The 17,041-nt window shown below is 71.9% G+C and carries 15 protein-coding genes; 10 read left to right on the top strand and 5 right to left on the bottom strand.

Annotation, left to right across the window (positions count from 1 at the left end):
* Positions 1–47 precede the first annotated feature (47 nt).
* Entirely contained in the window at positions 48–638 is a 591-nt protein-coding gene (locus ACFVGO_RS19395; RefSeq protein ID WP_359900692.1) for a TetR/AcrR family transcriptional regulator, read from the top strand.
* A 54-nt stretch (positions 639–692) separates the two neighbouring features.
* On the opposite strand, the gene ACFVGO_RS19390 is transcribed toward ACFVGO_RS19395, so the two are convergent.
* Positions 693–1,343: a M23 family metallopeptidase gene (locus ACFVGO_RS19390; RefSeq protein ID WP_359900621.1), complete on the bottom strand. Its 651-nt coding sequence runs from the start codon at positions 1,341–1,343 to the stop codon at positions 693–695.
* 796 nt (positions 1,344–2,139) lie between these two features.
* On the opposite strand from ACFVGO_RS19390, the gene rpsB reads away from it, so the two are divergent.
* The 6 genes from rpsB to rlmN all read left to right on the top strand — a co-directional run bounded on the left by rpsB (position 2,140) and on the right by rlmN (position 8,351).
* On the top strand, positions 2,140–3,012 hold the full coding sequence (gene rpsB, locus ACFVGO_RS19385; RefSeq protein WP_359900624.1) for a 30S ribosomal protein S2: 873 nt from the start codon (positions 2,140–2,142) through the stop codon (positions 3,010–3,012).
* Positions 3,013–3,141: 129 nt separating this feature from the next.
* Positions 3,142–3,981, top strand: a complete 840-nt coding sequence (gene tsf / locus ACFVGO_RS19380) for a translation elongation factor Ts (protein WP_189923571.1) — start codon at positions 3,142–3,144, stop codon at positions 3,979–3,981.
* A 261-nt stretch (positions 3,982–4,242) separates the two neighbouring features.
* Entirely contained in the window at positions 4,243–5,007 is a 765-nt protein-coding gene (pyrH, locus tag ACFVGO_RS19375; protein ID WP_329929692.1) for a UMP kinase, read from the top strand.
* A gap of 98 nt (positions 5,008–5,105) precedes the next feature.
* The gene (gene frr, locus ACFVGO_RS19370) at positions 5,106–5,663 is read left to right on the top strand and encodes a ribosome recycling factor (protein WP_359900627.1); all 558 of its coding nucleotides are present in this window, start codon (positions 5,106–5,108) and stop codon (positions 5,661–5,663) included.
* Positions 5,663–7,168 (top strand): phosphatidate cytidylyltransferase, encoded by a 1,506-nt coding sequence (locus ACFVGO_RS19365; protein ID WP_380633061.1) that lies wholly within the window; start codon positions 5,663–5,665, stop codon positions 7,166–7,168. The genes frr and ACFVGO_RS19365 overlap by 1 nt, the downstream gene beginning before the upstream one ends.
* Positions 7,169–7,250: 82 nt before the next feature.
* Positions 7,251–8,351, top strand: coding sequence for a 23S rRNA (adenine(2503)-C(2))-methyltransferase RlmN (gene rlmN, locus ACFVGO_RS19360; protein ID WP_359900630.1), 1,101 nt, complete (start codon positions 7,251–7,253; stop codon positions 8,349–8,351).
* A gap of 19 nt (positions 8,352–8,370) precedes the next feature.
* On the opposite strand, the gene ACFVGO_RS19355 is transcribed toward rlmN, so the two are convergent.
* The 4 genes from ACFVGO_RS19355 to ACFVGO_RS19340 all read right to left on the bottom strand — a co-directional run bounded on the left by ACFVGO_RS19355 (position 8,371) and on the right by ACFVGO_RS19340 (position 12,388).
* Positions 8,371–9,522, bottom strand: a complete 1,152-nt coding sequence (locus ACFVGO_RS19355; protein WP_380633058.1) for a hypothetical protein — start codon at positions 9,520–9,522, stop codon at positions 8,371–8,373.
* 10 nt (positions 9,523–9,532) lie between these two features.
* Positions 9,533–10,288 (bottom strand): ATP-binding cassette domain-containing protein, encoded by a 756-nt coding sequence (locus ACFVGO_RS19350; RefSeq protein WP_359900636.1) that lies wholly within the window; start codon positions 10,286–10,288, stop codon positions 9,533–9,535.
* 235 nt (positions 10,289–10,523) lie between these two features.
* Complete coding sequence (locus ACFVGO_RS19345; protein ID WP_359900638.1) at positions 10,524–11,918, bottom strand: aspartate aminotransferase family protein; 1,395 nt, start codon at positions 11,916–11,918, stop codon at positions 10,524–10,526.
* The gene (locus ACFVGO_RS19340) at positions 11,915–12,388 is read right to left on the bottom strand and encodes an Lrp/AsnC family transcriptional regulator (RefSeq protein ID WP_030243538.1); all 474 of its coding nucleotides are present in this window, start codon (positions 12,386–12,388) and stop codon (positions 11,915–11,917) included. The genes ACFVGO_RS19345 and ACFVGO_RS19340 overlap by 4 nt, the downstream gene beginning before the upstream one ends.
* Before the next feature lie 298 nt (positions 12,389–12,686).
* On the opposite strand from ACFVGO_RS19340, the gene ACFVGO_RS19335 reads away from it, so the two are divergent.
* The 3 genes from ACFVGO_RS19335 to ACFVGO_RS19325 all read left to right on the top strand — a co-directional run bounded on the left by ACFVGO_RS19335 (position 12,687) and on the right by ACFVGO_RS19325 (position 17,038).
* Positions 12,687–14,132, top strand: a complete 1,446-nt coding sequence (locus ACFVGO_RS19335; protein ID WP_380552098.1) for a gamma-aminobutyraldehyde dehydrogenase — start codon at positions 12,687–12,689, stop codon at positions 14,130–14,132.
* Between the two features lie 262 nt (positions 14,133–14,394).
* Positions 14,395–15,753: an aspartate aminotransferase family protein gene (locus ACFVGO_RS19330; protein WP_359900643.1), complete on the top strand. Its 1,359-nt coding sequence runs from the start codon at positions 14,395–14,397 to the stop codon at positions 15,751–15,753.
* A gap of 67 nt (positions 15,754–15,820) precedes the next feature.
* The gene (locus ACFVGO_RS19325; protein WP_380633055.1) at positions 15,821–17,038 is read left to right on the top strand and encodes a spermidine/putrescine ABC transporter substrate-binding protein; all 1,218 of its coding nucleotides are present in this window, start codon (positions 15,821–15,823) and stop codon (positions 17,036–17,038) included.
* Positions 17,039–17,041: the final 3 nt, after the last annotated feature.

The raw sequence follows: 17,041 nt of genomic DNA, 5'->3' as shown, positions 1-17,041 counted from the left end.
GTATGGCTCCGTAGAGTGGGAGCGTGCCGAAGATCCGAGCGGCCACGGTGGCCGAGCATCGCCAGCTCCAGCGCGCAGCGCTTCTCGATGCTGCCCGCATCCTGCTCACCGAGGGTGGCATGGAGGCCCTGACCTTCCCCGCACTCGCGACGCGCACCGGGCTGGCGCGCTCCTCGGTCTACGAGTACTTCCGCTCCCGTGCCGCCGTGGTCGAGGCGCTCTGCGAGGTGGACCTCCCGCTCTGGGCAGCCGAGATCGAGGCCGGGATGGAGAGCTGCGACACCGCCGTCGAGCGGATCGAGGCCTACGTCCGGGGCCAGCTGGCGTTGGCCGCCGACCCCCGGCACCGGGCGGTGGTGGCGATCTCGGCACTGGAGCTCGACGAGGCCGCGCGCGAGCGGATCAGGGCCGCGCACGGCAGGCTGGCCGGTCTGGTCGGCCGGACACTGGAGGACCTCGGCCACGCGCAGCCCCGGCTTGCCGCGGCCCTGGTCCAGGGCGTCGTGGAGGCGGCGACCCGCAGGGCCGAGCAGGCCACGGCCGGAGGTCGCACCGGCTGTGCGACCGAGAGCCCAGAGGAGATCGCCGACGCCGCCGTCGCGATGGTGCTGCACGGACTCGTCCACCCCGGAACCTGAACCTGGCCCGGTCCCGAGTCGACCTCGGCCCCGGTCCTGACCTCGGCTCCGGTCCTACCCGTCCGTGCCTCTCAACGGCAGCAGTCGCGCCGTTCCCGCGCCGAACAGGGCCAGCGGGTCCAGGTAGCGGCTTCCGCGCAGCAGCCCCCAGTGCAGGCAGTCCCGCCCGGCGCAGTGGCGCCCGTCCGGGGCGAGCAGCCCGATCGGCTGTCCGGCGGCCACCGGGGTGCCGACCGGGACGGTGCCGGTGACGGGCAGGTAGGTGGTCCGCAGCGGGGGAGAGCCCGAACCGGGATGGGCGACGGTCACCACCGGCCGTCCTGCCACCAGCCCGGAGAAGGCGACCACTCCGGGAGCCGCCGTCCGGACCTCCACCCCCGGCTCGGCGGCGAGGTCCACGCCCCGGTGCCCGGCGGCCCAGACCTTCGCCGGCGGCTCGAAGCGGCCCAGCACCCCACCCGGCCCGCCCACCGGCCAGGCGCGCGCTCCACCCCACCCGGCCCCGCCGGCCGAGCCCGGGAGGTCGGCCGCACCCGTGCGTCCCGAAGCCCCGACGGCGCCCGAATCCCCGACGGCGCCCGAAGTCCCCGAGACGCCGACGGCGCCAAAAGCCCCCGACGGCCCGAGCACGAGCACGAGCACGAGCACCACCGTCATCACCTTCACCACCACGGACACCCCGCCGAACCACCCGCGACCAGTCATGCCCGCAGGCTCGCCGCTCGGTCTCCCCGGCACCACCCGCATTCGGATTCCTGTGGACAAACCGTCCTCGCGCCCGACCGCCATCCCCCTGACGGGTGTACGAACGCCACCATCCGGTGTAGAAGCGGCCCGCCGCCGACGGACCGCGTGCCGGCCGCACCCGCCCCCGAGCCCGCACCCGCCCCCCGAGCCCGCACCCGCCATCGCGCCCGCCCCCGCTCGCACCTCCGCCCCCCGCTCGCACCCCCCGCTCGCACCCCACCCCCGCGCCCCTGCCGCACGCCCACCCCCGGCTCCGCTCCCGCAGCGGCCCGTGGGCCCCGGCCCTGCCCCGCACCGACCTCGCCGCGCCCCTACCGGGACCTCGCCGGACGCCCACGGGACTCCACCGCACCCCCCACCGCACCCCCGCCGCACCCCCGCCGAAACCCGCCCACCCCGGCCGTTCTCCGGGCTCCCCCCAGGTCTTCGGCGGGCCCCCGGCCATTCGTGGAGTCGCTCGCGCCTCGGCGCTTCCCGTACACTTCACACGCGACCCGGTCCGCCGGGTCGACTTCGCACGCCCCGCCACCGGCGGTCGGACGCGGTTCGTCCGCAGCCCCGCCAGGTGCGAGTGCCGCTCGGTCCGCCGAGCTCGACCGGCCCCCGGGCCGGGAGGGTTCAAGCGGCTCGGCACGTTCGGGGCGTCAGGCGTGGCTGTCACCTGGCCGCCACGGACAAACCGAGCCTGACCCGGCTGTGGGCGATCGCTGCGAGGCAGTGCCGCCGCCGGGCCGTAACACCAAGGAGCACGGCAATGGCCGTCGTCACGATGCGGGAGCTGCTGGAGAGCGGCGTCCACTTCGGTCACCAGACCCGCCGCTGGAACCCGAAGATGAAGCGCTTCATCATCACCGAGCGCAACGGCATCTACATCATCGACCTCCTGCAGTCGCTGAACTACATCGACCGCGCCTTCGAGTTCATCAAGGAGACCGTTGCCCACGGCGGCAGCGTCCTCTTCGTCGGCACGAAGAAGCAGGCCCAGGAGGCCATCGCCGAGCAGGCCACCCGCGTGGGCATGCCCTACGTGAACCAGCGCTGGCTCGGCGGCATGCTGACCAACTTCTCGACCGTCTACAAGCGCCTCCAGCGCCTGAAGGAGCTCGGCGAGCTGGACTTCTCGGACGTGGCCGGTTCCGGCCTGACCAAGAAGGAGCTCCTGGTCCTCCAGCGCGAGCACGACAAGCTGGAGAAGACCCTCGGCGGTATCCGCGACATGCAGCGCGTTCCCAGCGCCGTCTGGATCGTGGACACCAAGAAGGAGCACATCGCGGTCGGCGAGGCCCGGAAGCTCAACATCCCGGTCGTCGCCATCCTCGACACCAACTGTGACCCGGACGAGGTCGACTACAAGATCCCGGGCAACGACGACGCGATCCGCTCCGTCACCCTGCTGACCCGCGTGATCGCCGACGCCGTGGCCGAGGGCCTCAAGTCCCGCGCCGGTGTCGCCAAGGGCGACGCCAAGGCCGAGCCGGGTGCCGACCAGCCGCTGGCCGCCTGGGAGAAGGACCTCATCGAGGGCGAGAAGAAGGCCGAGGAGGCCCCCGCCGCCGCCGAGGCCCCCGCCGCCGAGGCGCCCGCCGAGGAGGCCCCCGCGGCCGAGGCGCCGGCCGAGCAGGCCTGACGTACCAAGGGTGAGGGGCACCCGCCGGTACGAAGCCGGCGGGTGCCCCTCTCTCCCGCGCCGGGACCGGACCATCGGTCCCGGCGCCACTCCACGCAGACACGCGAGACGCGAGAAGAGATTCACACCATGGCGAACTTCACCGCCGCGGACGTCAAGAAGCTCCGTGAGCTCACCGGCGCCGGCATGATGGACTGCAAGAAGGCCCTGGACGAGGCCGAGGGCAACGTCGAGAAGGCCGTCGAGCTCCTGCGCATCAAGGGCCAGAAGGGCGTCGCCAAGCGCGAGGGCCGCGACGCCTCCAACGGCGCCGTCGCCGCGCTGATCGCCGAGGACAAGAAGTCCGGCGTCCTGGTCGAGCTGAACTGCGAGACCGACTTCGTCGCCAAGGGTGACAACTTCGTCAAGGTCGCCGACGCCATCGCCGCCCACGTCGCCAAGACCGCCCCGGCCGACCTGGACGCCGCCCTGGCCTCCGAGATCGAGGCTGGCAAGACCGTCCAGCAGTTCGTGGACGAGGCCAACGCGACCCTGGGCGAGAAGATCGTCTTCCGCCGCTTCGCCCAGTTCGACGGTGACGGCTTCGTCGCGGTCTACCTGCACAAGACCAGCCCCGATCTGCCGCCGGCCGTCGGCGTCCTGGTCGAGCTGGACAAGGAGAACGCCGAGGTCGCCAAGGACGTCGCGCAGCACATCGCCGCCTTCGCCCCGAAGTACCTGTCCCGCGAGGACATCCCGGCCGAGGACATCGAGAACGAGCGCCGCGTCGCCGAGGCCACCGCTCGCGAGGAGGGCAAGCCGGAGGCCGCCCTGCCGAAGATCGTCGAGGGTCGCGTCACCGGCTTCGTGAAGGAGTTCTCCGTCCTGGAGCAGGCCTTCGCGAAGGACAACAAGAAGACCGTCGCCAAGGTCCTCGAGGAGAACGGCGTCACCCTCAAGCGTTTCGCGCGTTTCCGCGTCGGCGCCTGAGCCACGTTCCACCTGGTCCCCGGCCCCTTTACGCTGGGAACCGCCCCCGCCCGCTGATCGGGGCGGGAGGAACGCCGAACGGGCTCACCCCGCGCCTATCCCCAACGGGCGGGCTCGCGTCGGCACCATGAACGACGAGGAGGCCATTGCCGTGCAGGACACCGAACCGGTTCCCGCGGCAGTGGCCTCCTCTCGTGTACGCGCAGGCGGGGCATCCGCACACCCGCGCCTGTGACCAGTAGGTGCAAAAAGGAGAAGTCCATGCAGGAGACGCAGGAGACCGCGCAGGACCCCAGGGACGGCTCGCGCCGCCGGGTGCTGCTCAAGCTGTCCGGTGAAGCCTTCGCCGGTGGCGGCGGGCTCGGCGTCGACCCGGACGTCGTGCACGCGATCGCCCGGGAGATCGCCACCGTCGTCCGTGCCGGTACCGAGGTCGCGGTGGTCATCGGCGGCGGCAACTTCTTCCGGGGCGCCGAGCTCCAGGTCCGCGGCATGGACCGGGCCCGCTCCGACTACATGGGCATGCTCGGCACCGTCATGAACTGCCTGGCGCTGCAGGACTTCCTGGTCAAGGAGGGCATCGAGACCCGGGTCCAGACCGCCATCACCATGGGCCAGGTCGCCGAGCCGTACCTGCCGCTGCGGGCCGTCCGGCACCTGGAGAAGGGCCGTGTGGTGATCTTCGGCGCCGGTATGGGCATGCCGTACTTCTCCACCGACACCACGGCCGTCCAGCGTGCCCTGGAGATCCACGCCGACGTCCTGCTGATGGGCAAGAACGGCGTGGACGGCGTCTACGACTCCGACCCGCGGACCAACCCGGACGCGGTCAAGTTCGACGCGCTGGAGTACTCCGAGGTCATCGCGCGCGACCTCAAGGTCGCCGACCTCACCGCGATCACGCTGTGCAAGGACAACAACCTTCCGATGCTGGTCTTCGAACTGCTGGCGGAGGGCAATATCGCGCGCGCGGTGAAGAGTGAGAAGATCGGCACACTCATCAGCCAGGATTCTGTCCGGGCCTGAGCAGCAACCAGCCGTACTGGACGGCGCCGACGCCGGGGCCGGCCACCGCGCCGACACCGGTCGGGACAACAGCAGATGAACCGGACAGGGAGACCACAGTGATCGAAGAGACCCTCCTCGAGGCCGAGGAGAAGATGGAGAAGGCCGTCGGCGTCGCCAAGGACGACCTCGCGGCCATCCGTACCGGCCGTGCGCACCCGGCGATGTTCGCCAAGATCGTCGCGGAGTACTACGGCGCCGTGACGCCGATCAACCAGCTGGCCTCCTTCTCGGTGCCGGAGCCGCGGATGGCGGTCGTCTCGCCGTTCGACAAGACCGCGCTGAAGGCCATCGAGCAGGCGATCCGCGACTCCGACCTGGGCGTCAACCCGTCCAACGACGGCTCGATCATCCGCGTGGTGCTGCCCGAGCTGACCGAGGAGCGCCGCCGGGAGTTCATCAAGATCGCCCGCACCAAGGGCGAGGACGCCAAGGTGTCGATCCGCGCGGTGCGCCGCAAGGCCAAGGACGCCATCGACAAGCTGGTGAAGGACGGCGAGGTCGGCGAGGACGACGGCCGCCGCGCCGAGAAGGAGCTCGACGACACCACGGCCAAGTACGTGGCCCAGGTCGACGAGCTGCTGAAGCACAAGGAAGCCGAGCTGCTCGAGGTCTGATGAACGACGCCCCTGACGCCCCCGGCTACTGGGGCCCGTCCGACCAGCAGTTCCAGCCCCACCACCCGGCGCCGCACCCGCAGGCCGCCCGTACCCCGGCCCATCCGGTGCCGGGGTACGGCGCGCAGCCGGCGCCGGCCCAGGGACACCCCGGCCACCCGGGCGGCCACGCCGTGCCCCCGGGCGCGCCGGGCGTCGCCCACGGGGCGCCGGGCCTCCGTTCGGATCAGTCGCAGCAGCCTCCGGTGTACTGGGGCGGCGACGCGGAGGAGACTCAGGTCATGCCTCCCGTGCCGGCCGAGCCCGGTCCGCCGCCCGGCGCGCCCGTCCACGGCCGGTCCGCCGTCCACGGTCGGTCCCCGGCCCACGGCCGGCCCGCCACCGGTGGCCCGGCCGGGCCCGCCGAGGGGCAGGGCAGGGAGTCCGGCCGGCTGAACGGCCCGCTGTTCCGGGAGGATCAGCCCGAGCCGGCGCCGCCGGGCGTGACGGAGACGGTCGTGCTGCGCGCGATATCCGACGACGTCCCTCCCGCCCCCGGCCGCGGCGCCCCGCCGCACCCGGGGGCACCGGTGCATCCCGCGCCGCCGGCGAACCACTTGGCGGCCGGGCAGCCCCACTTCGTGCCGTCGTCCCACCCAGGGCAGGAGACACCCGTGGCCGCCCAGTCCGCCCCGCAGCCGCAGCCGCGCAAGCAGCGCGGTGGCCGTAACCTCCAGGCCGCCATAGGCGTGGGCGTCGGCCTGGGCGCGGTGATCGTCGCCTCGCTGTTCGTGGTGAAGGCGCTGTTCCTGGTCGTCGTGATGGCCGCGGTCGCGGTCGGCGTCTGGGAGCTGACCAGCCGGCTCTCCGAGCGCAAGCAGATCAAGGCGCCGCTGATCCCGCTGGTCGTGGGCGGCGTCGCCATGGTCGCCACCGGTTACTGGTCCGGCATCCAGTGGGCGGCCGCCGCGCTGGCGCTGACCGGGCTGGCGGTGATGGTCTGGCGGATGGCCGAGCCGCCGGAGGACTACCTGCGGGACATAACGGCAGGCGTGTTCACGGCCTTCTACGTGCCGTTCCTGGCCACCTTCGTGGCGATGATGCTGGCGGCCGACGACGGCCCCCAGCGGATCGTGCTCTTCCTGATCGTGACGATCTGCAGCGACACCGGCGCGTACGCGGTGGGCTACAAGTTCGGGAAGACCAAGCTGGCCCCGACGATCAGCCCGGGCAAGACCCGCGAGGGCCTGGCCGGCGGCATCGCGCTGTCGATGCTGGCGGGCGCGCTGCTGATGCAGCTGATGATCGACGGCGGCAGCTGGTGGCAGGGCCTGATCCTGGGCGGCTGCGCGGCGGTCACCGCGACCCTGGGCGACCTGGGCGAGTCGATGATCAAGCGGGACCTCGGGATCAAGGACATGGGCACGCTGCTGCCCGGCCACGGCGGCATCATGGACCGGCTGGACTCGCTCCTGCCGACCGCCCCGGTGGTCTGGCTGCTGCTGGCCGCGTTCGTCGGCAGCTGACCGGCGCGTACGAGACGTACCAGGGAGGGCCCCGGACGCCTGGCGTCCGGGGCCCTCGCGCGTCTGCGACACTGGAACAACCATGCCTAAGCCCGGAGAACTCACCTTTGTCGCGCCGCGCGGCGCAAAGCCCCCGCGACACCTCGCCGACCTGAGCCCCGCCGAGCGCAAGGAGGCCGTCGCCGAGCTGGGCGAGCAGCCGTTCCGCGCCAAGCAGCTCTCCAACCACTACTTCGGCCGGATGTCGAACGACCCGGCGAGCTGGACGGACATCCCCGCCGCCAGCCGGGAGAAGCTCACCGGGAGCCTGCTGCCCGAGCTGATGTCGGTGGTCCGGCACGTCTCCTGCGACGACGACGCCACCCGCAAGACGCTCTGGAAGCTCTTCGACGGCACGCTCGTGGAGTCCGTGCTGATGCGCTACCCGGACCGGGTCACCATGTGCATCAGTTCGCAGGCCGGCTGCGGCATGAACTGCCCGTTCTGCGCCACCGGCCAGGCCGGTCTGACCCGCAACCTGTCCACCGCCGAGATCGTCGAGCAGATCGCCGCCGGGATGCGCGCGCTCAAGACCGGGGAGATCCCGGGCGGCGAGGCGCGGCTGTCCAACGTGGTCTTCATGGGCATGGGCGAGCCGCTGGCCAACTACAACCGGGTGCTGGCCTCGATCCGCCGGCTGACCGACCCGGCGCCGGACGGCTTCGGCCTGTCCCAGCGCGGCATCACGGTCTCCACCGTCGGTCTCGTCCCGGCGATGCACCGCTTCGCCGACGAGGGCCTCAGCTGCCGTCTGGCGCTGTCGCTGCACGCCCCGGACGACGAGCTGCGCGACGAGCTGGTGCCGGTGAACACCCGCTGGAAGGTCGCCGAGGTGCTGGACGCGGCGTGGAACTACGCGGAGAAGTCCGGCCGCCGGATCTCCATCGAGTACGCGCTGATCAAGGACATCAACGACCAGGCCTGGCGGGCGGACCTGCTCGGCCGGCTGATCAAGAACCGCCGGGTGCACGTCAACCTGATCCCGCTGAACCCGACCCCCGGGTCCAAGTGGACGGCCTCCCGGCCGGAGGACGAGCGCGAGTTCGTCCGCCGCCTCCAGTCGCACGGCGTGCCGACGACCGTCCGCGACACCCGTGGCCAGGAGATCGACGGCGCCTGCGGCCAGCTCGCCGCGGCGGGCTGAGGCCCGTTCCGGGAGAGCGCTACCGGAGTCCGGCGGCCGCCAGCGCGGCGGTCGCCCCACCGGTCAGCAGCAGCGTGCTGCCCACCGCGAGGGTGCGCAGCGCGACCGCGCCGAACAGCAGTCGGGGCGAGGTGCCGAGGCGCAGCAGCGCGTGGGTGACCCCGCGGCGGTCGGTGCGGACCTCGGCGAGCCGGTTGACCACCGCGGCGGCCGCGCAGCCGAGGACCAGGCAGGCCTCGACGGCGGGCAGCGCGTCGGCGCTGTCGGGCGTGCCGATCCAGTAGCGGACGGTGGTGAGCACCAGCGCGACGACGAGGGTGAGCACGGCCAGCGGCGCGCCGAGCCGGCGGGCCTGGGCGGTGAGGCCGCGCCCGGCCAGCAGCCGCAGCGGGGTGGGCCGCCCGACGGCGAGCAGCCGCCCGGCCCAGGCCAGCAGCGGGCCGGTGAGCAGCGCGAGGCCGAGCGCGCTGGCGGCCCAGCCGAAGAGGGCGGCGGTGCTGGTGGAGCCGAGCCCGGCGGGCAGGTGGATCGGACGGCCGTCGACGGCGGCTCCGGGCCGCAGGGCGATGAGTTCGAGCGCGGCGCCGATGACGCCCAGCCCGGTCGCCAGGGCGATCCGCCAGACGCCGAAGCCGGCCGGGGCGGGGGTGCGGCCGCCGGGCAGGGTGTCGGTGACGGAGACCGCGCAGGCGGCGGCGCCGGCGGCGGTGAGCGGGACCAGGGCGAGCAGGGCGAGGGGCGCGGCGGGCGGCAGCGGCACGCCCATGCCGAGGTCGGCGGCGAGTGCCGGGCCGGCGACGTCGTTGCGCAGCACCAGGAAGAGCAGCAGGGTCAGCACGCTGCCGAGGGTGCAGGCGAGTGCGACCTCGCCGGCGATCAGCGTCCGGATGCGGCGGGAGCCGGCGCCGGCGGCGGTGAGGCCGGCGATCCGCTCGGGCCTGCGGGCGGGCACCGCGCGGGCGGCGACGGCCGCGAACCAGGCGAGGGCGGCGAGCGGGGGCAGGCACCAGAGCAGCCGGACCAGCGGGTCGGCGCCGCCGATCTGCTCGCTCATCGCCCGGCCGAGGGAGCGCAGCAGGAAGGCGGCGACCACGGCGGCGGCCGCTGCGGTGAGCAGCCAGCGGCCGAGGTCGGGCACCCGGTAGCCCCGGGCCAGACGGAGGTAGAACACGTCGACCCTTTCAGCGGCGGGTGGCCGTGACGGCGGGCGCTCCGGCGGCCCCGGGGGCGGTGATGCCGCGGGGGACGGGTGCGGCGGGGGCGGTGAGCCGTCCGTCGACGAGGGCGACGGCGCGGTCCGCGAACCGGACGAGCTCGGGGTCGTGGGTGGCCAGGACGAGGGTGAGCTGGTGGGACCGGGCCGCGCTGGTCAGTATCCGCATGACCTGGTCGGCGGCCTCGCGGTGCAGCGGGGCGGTGGGGTCGTCGGCGAAGACGACGGGCGGCAGCGGGGCCAGGGCGCGGGCGACGGCGACCCGCTGGCGCTGGCTCTGGAGCAGGCGCTCGGGCCGCAGCCGGGCGCAGTCGCCGACGTCGAGGCGTTCCAGCCACTCGTCGGCGGCGGTGTAGGCGGCCTTGTTGCCGGCTCCGGCGAGCAGCAGCGGCAGCGCCACGTTCTCGCGGGCGGTCAGTTCGGGCACCAGGTGGGGCTCGGAGCCGACGAAGCCGAAGCGGTCGCGGCGCAGCCGTTCGCGGCCGGCCCGGGCGAGGGTGTGCACGGGGGCGCTGTTGAACCAGACCTCCCCCTCGTCGACCGGGAGCTGCGCGGAGAGGCAGCCGAGCAGGGTGCTCTTGCCGGAGCCGCGCGGGCCGGTGACGGCGAGCACCTCGCCCTCGCGGACGCCGATCGAGATGCCGCGCAGGGCGGGGGTGCCGTCATGGGACTTGACGATCCCTCGGGCCCACAGCACGTCGTTGTCAGGCGGTGCCGCTGACATGAGGATCCATCCTGGGTGGCCGCAGGGATATGACAGTCGTCAGATTAGAACGACGGGGGCTGGTCGCGGTGGCGGCGCTCTGGTCCATCACGGGCATATCACCCGCATTCAGGCATGTTTGGTCGTACGACTGTGATGTTCCGGGGGTGGGAAACCGGGCCGGGCACGCCGAAGGGCGGCCCCGCGGGGAGCGGGGCCGCCCTTCGGCGGAGGGTGGGGAAGAAGGCTCAGGGGATCAGATCTTCGCCCACGCGTCGGTGAGGCTGGTCCGCAGGATCTGCTCGATCTCGTCGAAGGTCGACTGGTCGGAGATCAGCGGCGGGGCCAGCTGGATGACCGGGTCGCCACGGTCGTCGGCGCGGCAGTACAGGCCGTTGTCGAAGAGGGCCTTCGACAGGAAGCCGTAGAGCACGCGCTCCACCTCGTCGTCGTTGAACGACTCCTTGGTGACCTTGTCCTTGACGAGCTCGATGCCGTAGAAGTACCCGTTGCCGCGGACGTCGCCGACGATCGGCAGGTCGCGCAGCTTGTTCAGGGTGCCCAGGAAGGCGGCCTCGTTGTCGAGGACGCGCTGGTTCAGGCCCTCGCGCTCGAAGATGTCGAGGTTGGCCAGCGCCACCGCGGAGGAGACCGGGTGGCCGCCGAAGGTGTAGCCGTGCAGGAAGGTGTTGTCACCCTTGTAGAACGGCTCGGCGAGGCGGTCCGAGATGATCGTGGCGCCGATCGGGGAGTAGCCCGAGGTCATGCCCTTGGCGCAGGTGATCATGTCGGGCTGGTAGCCGAACTTGTCGGCGCCGAACATGGTGCCCAGGCGGCCGAAGGCGCAGATGACCTCGTCCGAGACCAGCAGCACGTCGTGGCGGTCGCAGATCTCGCGCAGGCGCTGGAAGTACCCGGGCGGCGGCGGGAAGCAGCCACCGGCGTTCTGCACCGGCTCGACGAAGACGGCGGCGACGGTCTCGGCGCCCTCGTTGAGGATGGCCACCTCGATCTCGTCGGCGCACCAGCGGCCGTAGGCCTCGGGGTCGACCGTGCCGTCGGGGCCCTCGAGGAAGGCCGGGGCGCGGTAGATGTTGGTGTTCGGGGCCTTGTGGGTGCCCGGCACCAGCGGCTCGAACGGGGCCTTCAGGCCCGGCAGGCCGGTGATGGACAGGGCGCCCTGCGGGGTGCCGTGGTAGGCGACGGCGCGCGAGATGACCTTGTACTTGGTCGGCTTGCCGGTCAGCTTGAAGTACTGCTTGGCGAGCTTCCAGGCGGTCTCGACGGCCTCGCCGCCACCGGTGGAGAAGAAGACCTTGTTCAGGTCGCCCGGGGCGTAGTTGGCCAGGCGCTCGGCCAGCTCGACGGCCTTCGGGTGGGCGTAGCTCCACACCGGGAAGAAGGCGAGCTCCTTGGCCTGCTTGGCGGCGGCCTCGGCGAGCTCCTCACGGCCGTGGCCGGCCTGGACGACGAACAGGCCGGCGAGGCCGTCGAGGTACTTGCGTCCCTTGTCGTCCCAGACGTAGGTGCCCTCGCCCTTGACGATCGTCGGCACGGGGGAGTTCTCGTACGACGACATGCGGGTGAAGTGCATCCACAGGTGGTCGTAGGCGGTCTTGGAAAGGTCCTTCTGCGCCGGGTCGGCTGTCATCGGGTGCCCCAGGTGTAGGTCTGTTTCCGGAGCTTCAGGTAAACGAAGCTCTCGGTGCTCCGCACGCCGGGAAGGGCGCGGATGCGCTTGTTGATCAGTTCGAGCAGGTGCTCGTCGTCCTCGCAGACCAGTTCGGCCAGGAGGTCGAACGAGCCTGCGGTGCAGACGACGTAGTCGACCTCGTCGAGGGCGGCCAACGCGTCGGCGACGGGCTCGATGTCGCCCTCGACCCGGATCCCGACCATCGCCTGGCGGGTGAAGCCGACGGTGAGCGGGTCCGTGACGGCGACGATCTGCATCACGCCCTGGTCGAGCAGCTTCTGGACGCGCTGCCGCACGGCCGCCTCGGACAGGCCGACGGCCTTGCCGATGGCGGCGTACGGGCGGCGCCCGTCCTCCTGGAGTTGCTCGATGATCGCCTTGGAGGCGGCGTCGAGGGGAACGCTGGCGTTCCGGTCGCGGTTGGCCACGCGGCCACTGTGCCTGATCGCTCCCGTGTTCGCAAGCGTGGAAGCTGCTGATTTCGTCGTGATCTTGGAAAACGCATGCGGATTTCATCGCTGAAGCGAGCTCGCCCTGTCGATACCGGCAGTCGTGCGGCTACCCTGGCACGGTACGCGCGCGACCCCGAGGGCCGTTGCGCGTACCGCCACCAGTGGACCGCGCCGCTCCGGTCGCGGCCACTCGGGACCCTTCGTACGCCGGATCCGCCGACGTACCATTGCGCCGGAATCTGCAATGCCGCAGGCCCAGACCGAGGAGAGATCCGTGAGCGACCTTCGCGCGCTGCGCAACTACATCAACGGTGAGTTCGTCGACGCGGCCGACGGCCGCACGCTCGACATCGTGGACCCGACCACCGGCGAGGTGTACGCGACGTCGCCGCTGTCCGGCGCCGCTGACGTGGACGCCGCCATGGCCTCCGCCGACGCCGCGTTCCCGATCTGGCGCGACGCCACCCCCAGCACCCGCCAGAAGCTGCTGCTCAAGATCGCCGACGCGGTCGAGGCCCGCGCCGACGAGATCGTCGACACCGAGGTGCGCAACACCGGCAAGCCCCGCGCGCTGACCCTCTCCGAGGAGATCGGCCCGATGGTGGACCAGATCCGGTTCTTCGCCGGCGCCGCCCGCATGCTGGAGGGCAAGGCCGCGGGTGAGTACATGGACGGGATGACCTCGATCATCCGCCGCGAGCCGGTCGGCGTCTGCGCCCAGGTCGCGCCGTGGAACTACCCGATGATGATGGCCGTCTGGAAGTTCGCCCCGGCCATCGCCGCGGGCAACACCGTCGTGCTGAAGCCCTCCGACACCACCCCGGCCTCCACCGTGCTGCTGGCCGAGATCATCGGCGGCGTGCTCAAGGACCTGGAGCTGCCGGCCGGCATCTTCAACGTCATCTGCGGCGACCGCGAGACCGGCAGGCTGATGGTCGAGCACAGGACCCCGGCGATGGCCTCCATCACCGGCTCCGTGCGCGCCGGCATCTCGGTCGCCGAGTCCGCCTCCAAGGACGTCAAGCGCGTCCACCTGGAGCTGGGCGGCAAGGCCCCGGTCGTGGTCTTCGAGGACGCCGACATCGCCGAGGCCGTCGAGGGCATCTCGGTCGCGGGCTACTTCAACGCCGGCCAGGACTGTACCGCCGCCACCCGCGTGCTGGTGCACGAGTCGATCCACGACGCCTTCGTCGAGGCGCTGGCCAAGGCCGCGGCCGAGACCAAGACCGGCGGCGTGGACGACGAGGACGTGCTGTACGGCCCGCTGAACAACGCCAACCAGCTGAAGCAGGTCTCCGGCTTCATCGAGCGGCTGCCCGCCCACGCCAAGGTCGAGGCCGGTGGCCACCAGGTCGGCGACAAGGGCTACTTCTACGCCCCGACCGTCGTCTCCGGCCTGAACCAGGACGACGAGATCATCCAGAACGAGGTCTTCGGCCCGGTCATCACCGTGCAGAAGTTCACCGACGAGGACCAGGCCGTCGCGTACGCCAACGGCGTCGAGTTCGCGCTGGCCTCCTCGGTGTGGACCAAGGACCACGCCCGCGCCATGCGGATGTCGCGCCGCCTCGACTTCGGCTGCGTCTGGATCAACACCCACATCCCGCTGGTCGCCGAGATGCCGCACGGTGGCTTCAAGAAGTCCGGCTACGGCAAGGACCTGTCGGCGTACGGCTTCGAGGACTACACCCGCGTGAAGCACGTCATGACCGCGATCTGAGCGGGTCGTGACCGTCGGCGCTGTATGACCGCGATCTGAGCGGGTCGTGACCGTCGGCGCTGTATGACCGCGATCTGAGCGGGTCGTGACCGTCGGCGCTGTATGACCGCGATCTGAGTGCGCTGATAAGTCGGCTGAACCGACCATGGGCCCGGGTCTTCTCGACCCGGGCCCTGTGTCTTTGCATCCTGTCGGCGGTTGGCGCGACCGGCTGACACGATGGAACTGCCCTTCGGGGACGGGCCGCCCTAGCCTTACCGGCATGAGCATTCCCACCGCTGACCCAGCCGCCGGCCAGGCCGTCAAGGCGGCCGACCGCGCGCACGTCTTCCACTCGTGGTCCGCCCAGGCACTGATCGACCCCCTCGCGGTGGCCGGCGCCGAGGGCTCGTACTTCTGGGACTACGACGGCAACCGCTACCTCGACTTCTCCTCGCAGCTGGTCAACACCAACATCGGTCACCAGCACCCGAAGGTGGTCGCGGCGATCCAGGAGCAGGCGGCGAAGCTCTGCACCATCGCCCCCGGCTTCGCGGTCGAGTCGCGCAGCGAGGCCGCCCGGCTGATCGCCGAGCGCACCCCCGGTGACCTGGACAAGATCTTCTTCACCAACGGCGGCGCCGAGGCCAACGAGAACGCCATCCGGCTGGCCCGGCTGCACACCGGCCGGCAGAAGGTGCTGTCCACCTACCGCTCGTACCACGGCGCCACCGCCAACGCGATCGCCCTCACCGGCGACCCGCGGCGCTGGCCCAACGAGGGCGGCGTCTCCGGTGTGGTGCACTTCTGGGGGCCGTACGCCTACCGCTCCAACTTCCACGCCGAGAACGAGGCGCAGGAGTGCGAGCGCGCGCTGGAGCACCTGGAGCAGGTGATCGCGTTCGAGGGGCCCGGCACCGTCGCGGCGGTCATCCTGGAGACCGTGGTCGGCACCGCGGGCATCCTGGTCCCGCCGGCGGGCTACCTGGCCGGGGTGCGGGAGATCTGCGACCGCTACGGGATCGTGTTCATCCTGGACGAGGTGATGGCCGGCTTCGGCCGCACCGGTGAGTGGTTCGCCGCCGACCACTGGGGCGTCACCCCGGACCTGCTCACCTTCGCCAAGGGCGTCAACTCGGGCTACGTGCCGCTGGGCGGCGTGGCGATCAGCGCCGAGATCGCGGCCACCTTCGCCGAGCGGGCCTTCCCCGGCGGGCTCACCTACTCCGGCCACCCGCTGGCCTGCGCCTCGGCGGTGGCGACCATCAACACGATGGCGGAGGAGGGCATCGTCGAGAACGCCAGGCACATCGGCGAGAACGTGCTCGGCCCCGGCCTGCGCGAGCTGGCGGAGCGGCACCCGTCGATCGGCGAGGTCCGCGGCCTGGGCGTGTTCTGGGCGCTCGACCTGGTGAAGGACCGGGAGACCCGCGAGCCGCTGGTGCCCTACAACGCGGCCGGCGCCGGCAACGCGCCGATGGCCGAGCTGGCCGCCGCCTGCAAGCAGCGCGGGCTCTGGCCGTTCGTCAACATGAACCGCTTCCACGTCGTCCCGCCGTGCACCGTCACCGAGGAGGAGGCCAAGACCGGCCTCGCGGTGCTGGACGAGGTGCTGTCGCTCACCGACGCGCACACTGTCTGACGTACCTACCAGGACGGCCCCGAGCACCCGTGTGCCCGGGGCCGTCCCACGCTCCGGAAGGCCGCTCATGCCCAGCAGCACCACCCCGACCCGTCGCTCCGTCGCCGACCGCCCGCAGGGGCCCGCACGCATCCGCCGACGTTCCGTGCTCGGCGGGGCCGCGCTGCTCGGCGCCGGCACCCTGACCGGCTGCGGCATCCCGTCCGCGTACGTGGCCGAGGACCGTCGCTCGGCACCGGACCGCTCGGAGAGCGACAAGCGGCTCGCCTTCTCCAACTGGACCCAGTACATCGACACCGACGACGCGGGCGGGCGCCCGACCCTGGACGCCTTCGTCGAGAGGACCGGGATCGAGGTCACCTACACCGAGGACATCAACGACAACGACGAGTTCTTCGGCAAGATCAGCCCGGTGCTCACCCAGGGCGCCGCCCCCGGCCGGGACCTGATGGTGATCAGCGACTGGATGGCCGGGCGGTACGTCTCGCTGGGCTGGGTACAGGCGATGGACCGGGCCAACCTGCCCAACGTCGCGGCCAACCTGGACCCGCAGCTCGCCGACCCGGCCTTCGACCCCGGGCGCAGGCGCAGCGTGCCCTGGCAGTCCGGGATCACCGGCATCGCCTACAACCGCAAGGCGCTCGGCCGGGAGATCAGGTCCACCGCCGACCTGTGGGCGCCCGACCTCAAGGGCCGGGTCACGCTGTTCGCCGGGCTGGACGAGGCACTCGGGCTGCTGATGCTCTCCCAGGGCGCGGACATCGCGAGGTTCGGCGACGACGACGCGCGCAAGGCGATGGACCTGGTGCAGAAGGTGGTCGACAGCGGCCACGTCCGGCGCTTCACCGGCAACGACTACACCAGCGACCTCGCCTCCGGTGCTGCGCTCGCCTGCCAGGCCTACTCCGGCGACGCCGTCCAGCTGACCGCCGAGAACCCGGACATCGAGTTCGTGGTGCCGGAGGAGGGCGGCGAGCTGTGGGCGGAGAGCCTGATGATCCCCAACCGGGCCGCCCACAAGCGCAACGCCGAGCTGCTGATCGACTACTACTACCAGCCCGAGGTGGCGGCCGAACTCGCCGCGTTCGTCCAGTACATCTGCCCGGTGCCGGCCGCCCGCGAGGTGCTGGCGGCCAGCGGCGACAAGGAGAAGGCCGAACTCGCCGAGAACCCGCTGGTGTTCCCGACCGAGGAGATGCGGGCCCGGCTGCACACCATGCGCGACGTCACCTCGGCCGAGCGGCCCGAGCTGCACAAGGTCTGGGGACGCATCACCGGGGTGTGACGC

It is taken from the genome of Kitasatospora sp. NPDC057738, from assembly GCF_042798815.1.
Classification (GTDB): domain Bacteria; phylum Actinomycetota; class Actinomycetes; order Streptomycetales; family Streptomycetaceae; genus Kitasatospora; species Kitasatospora lactacystinica.
Note: the sequence above shows the minus strand (reverse complement) of the source record. Positions and strands in the feature narration are given on the sequence as shown.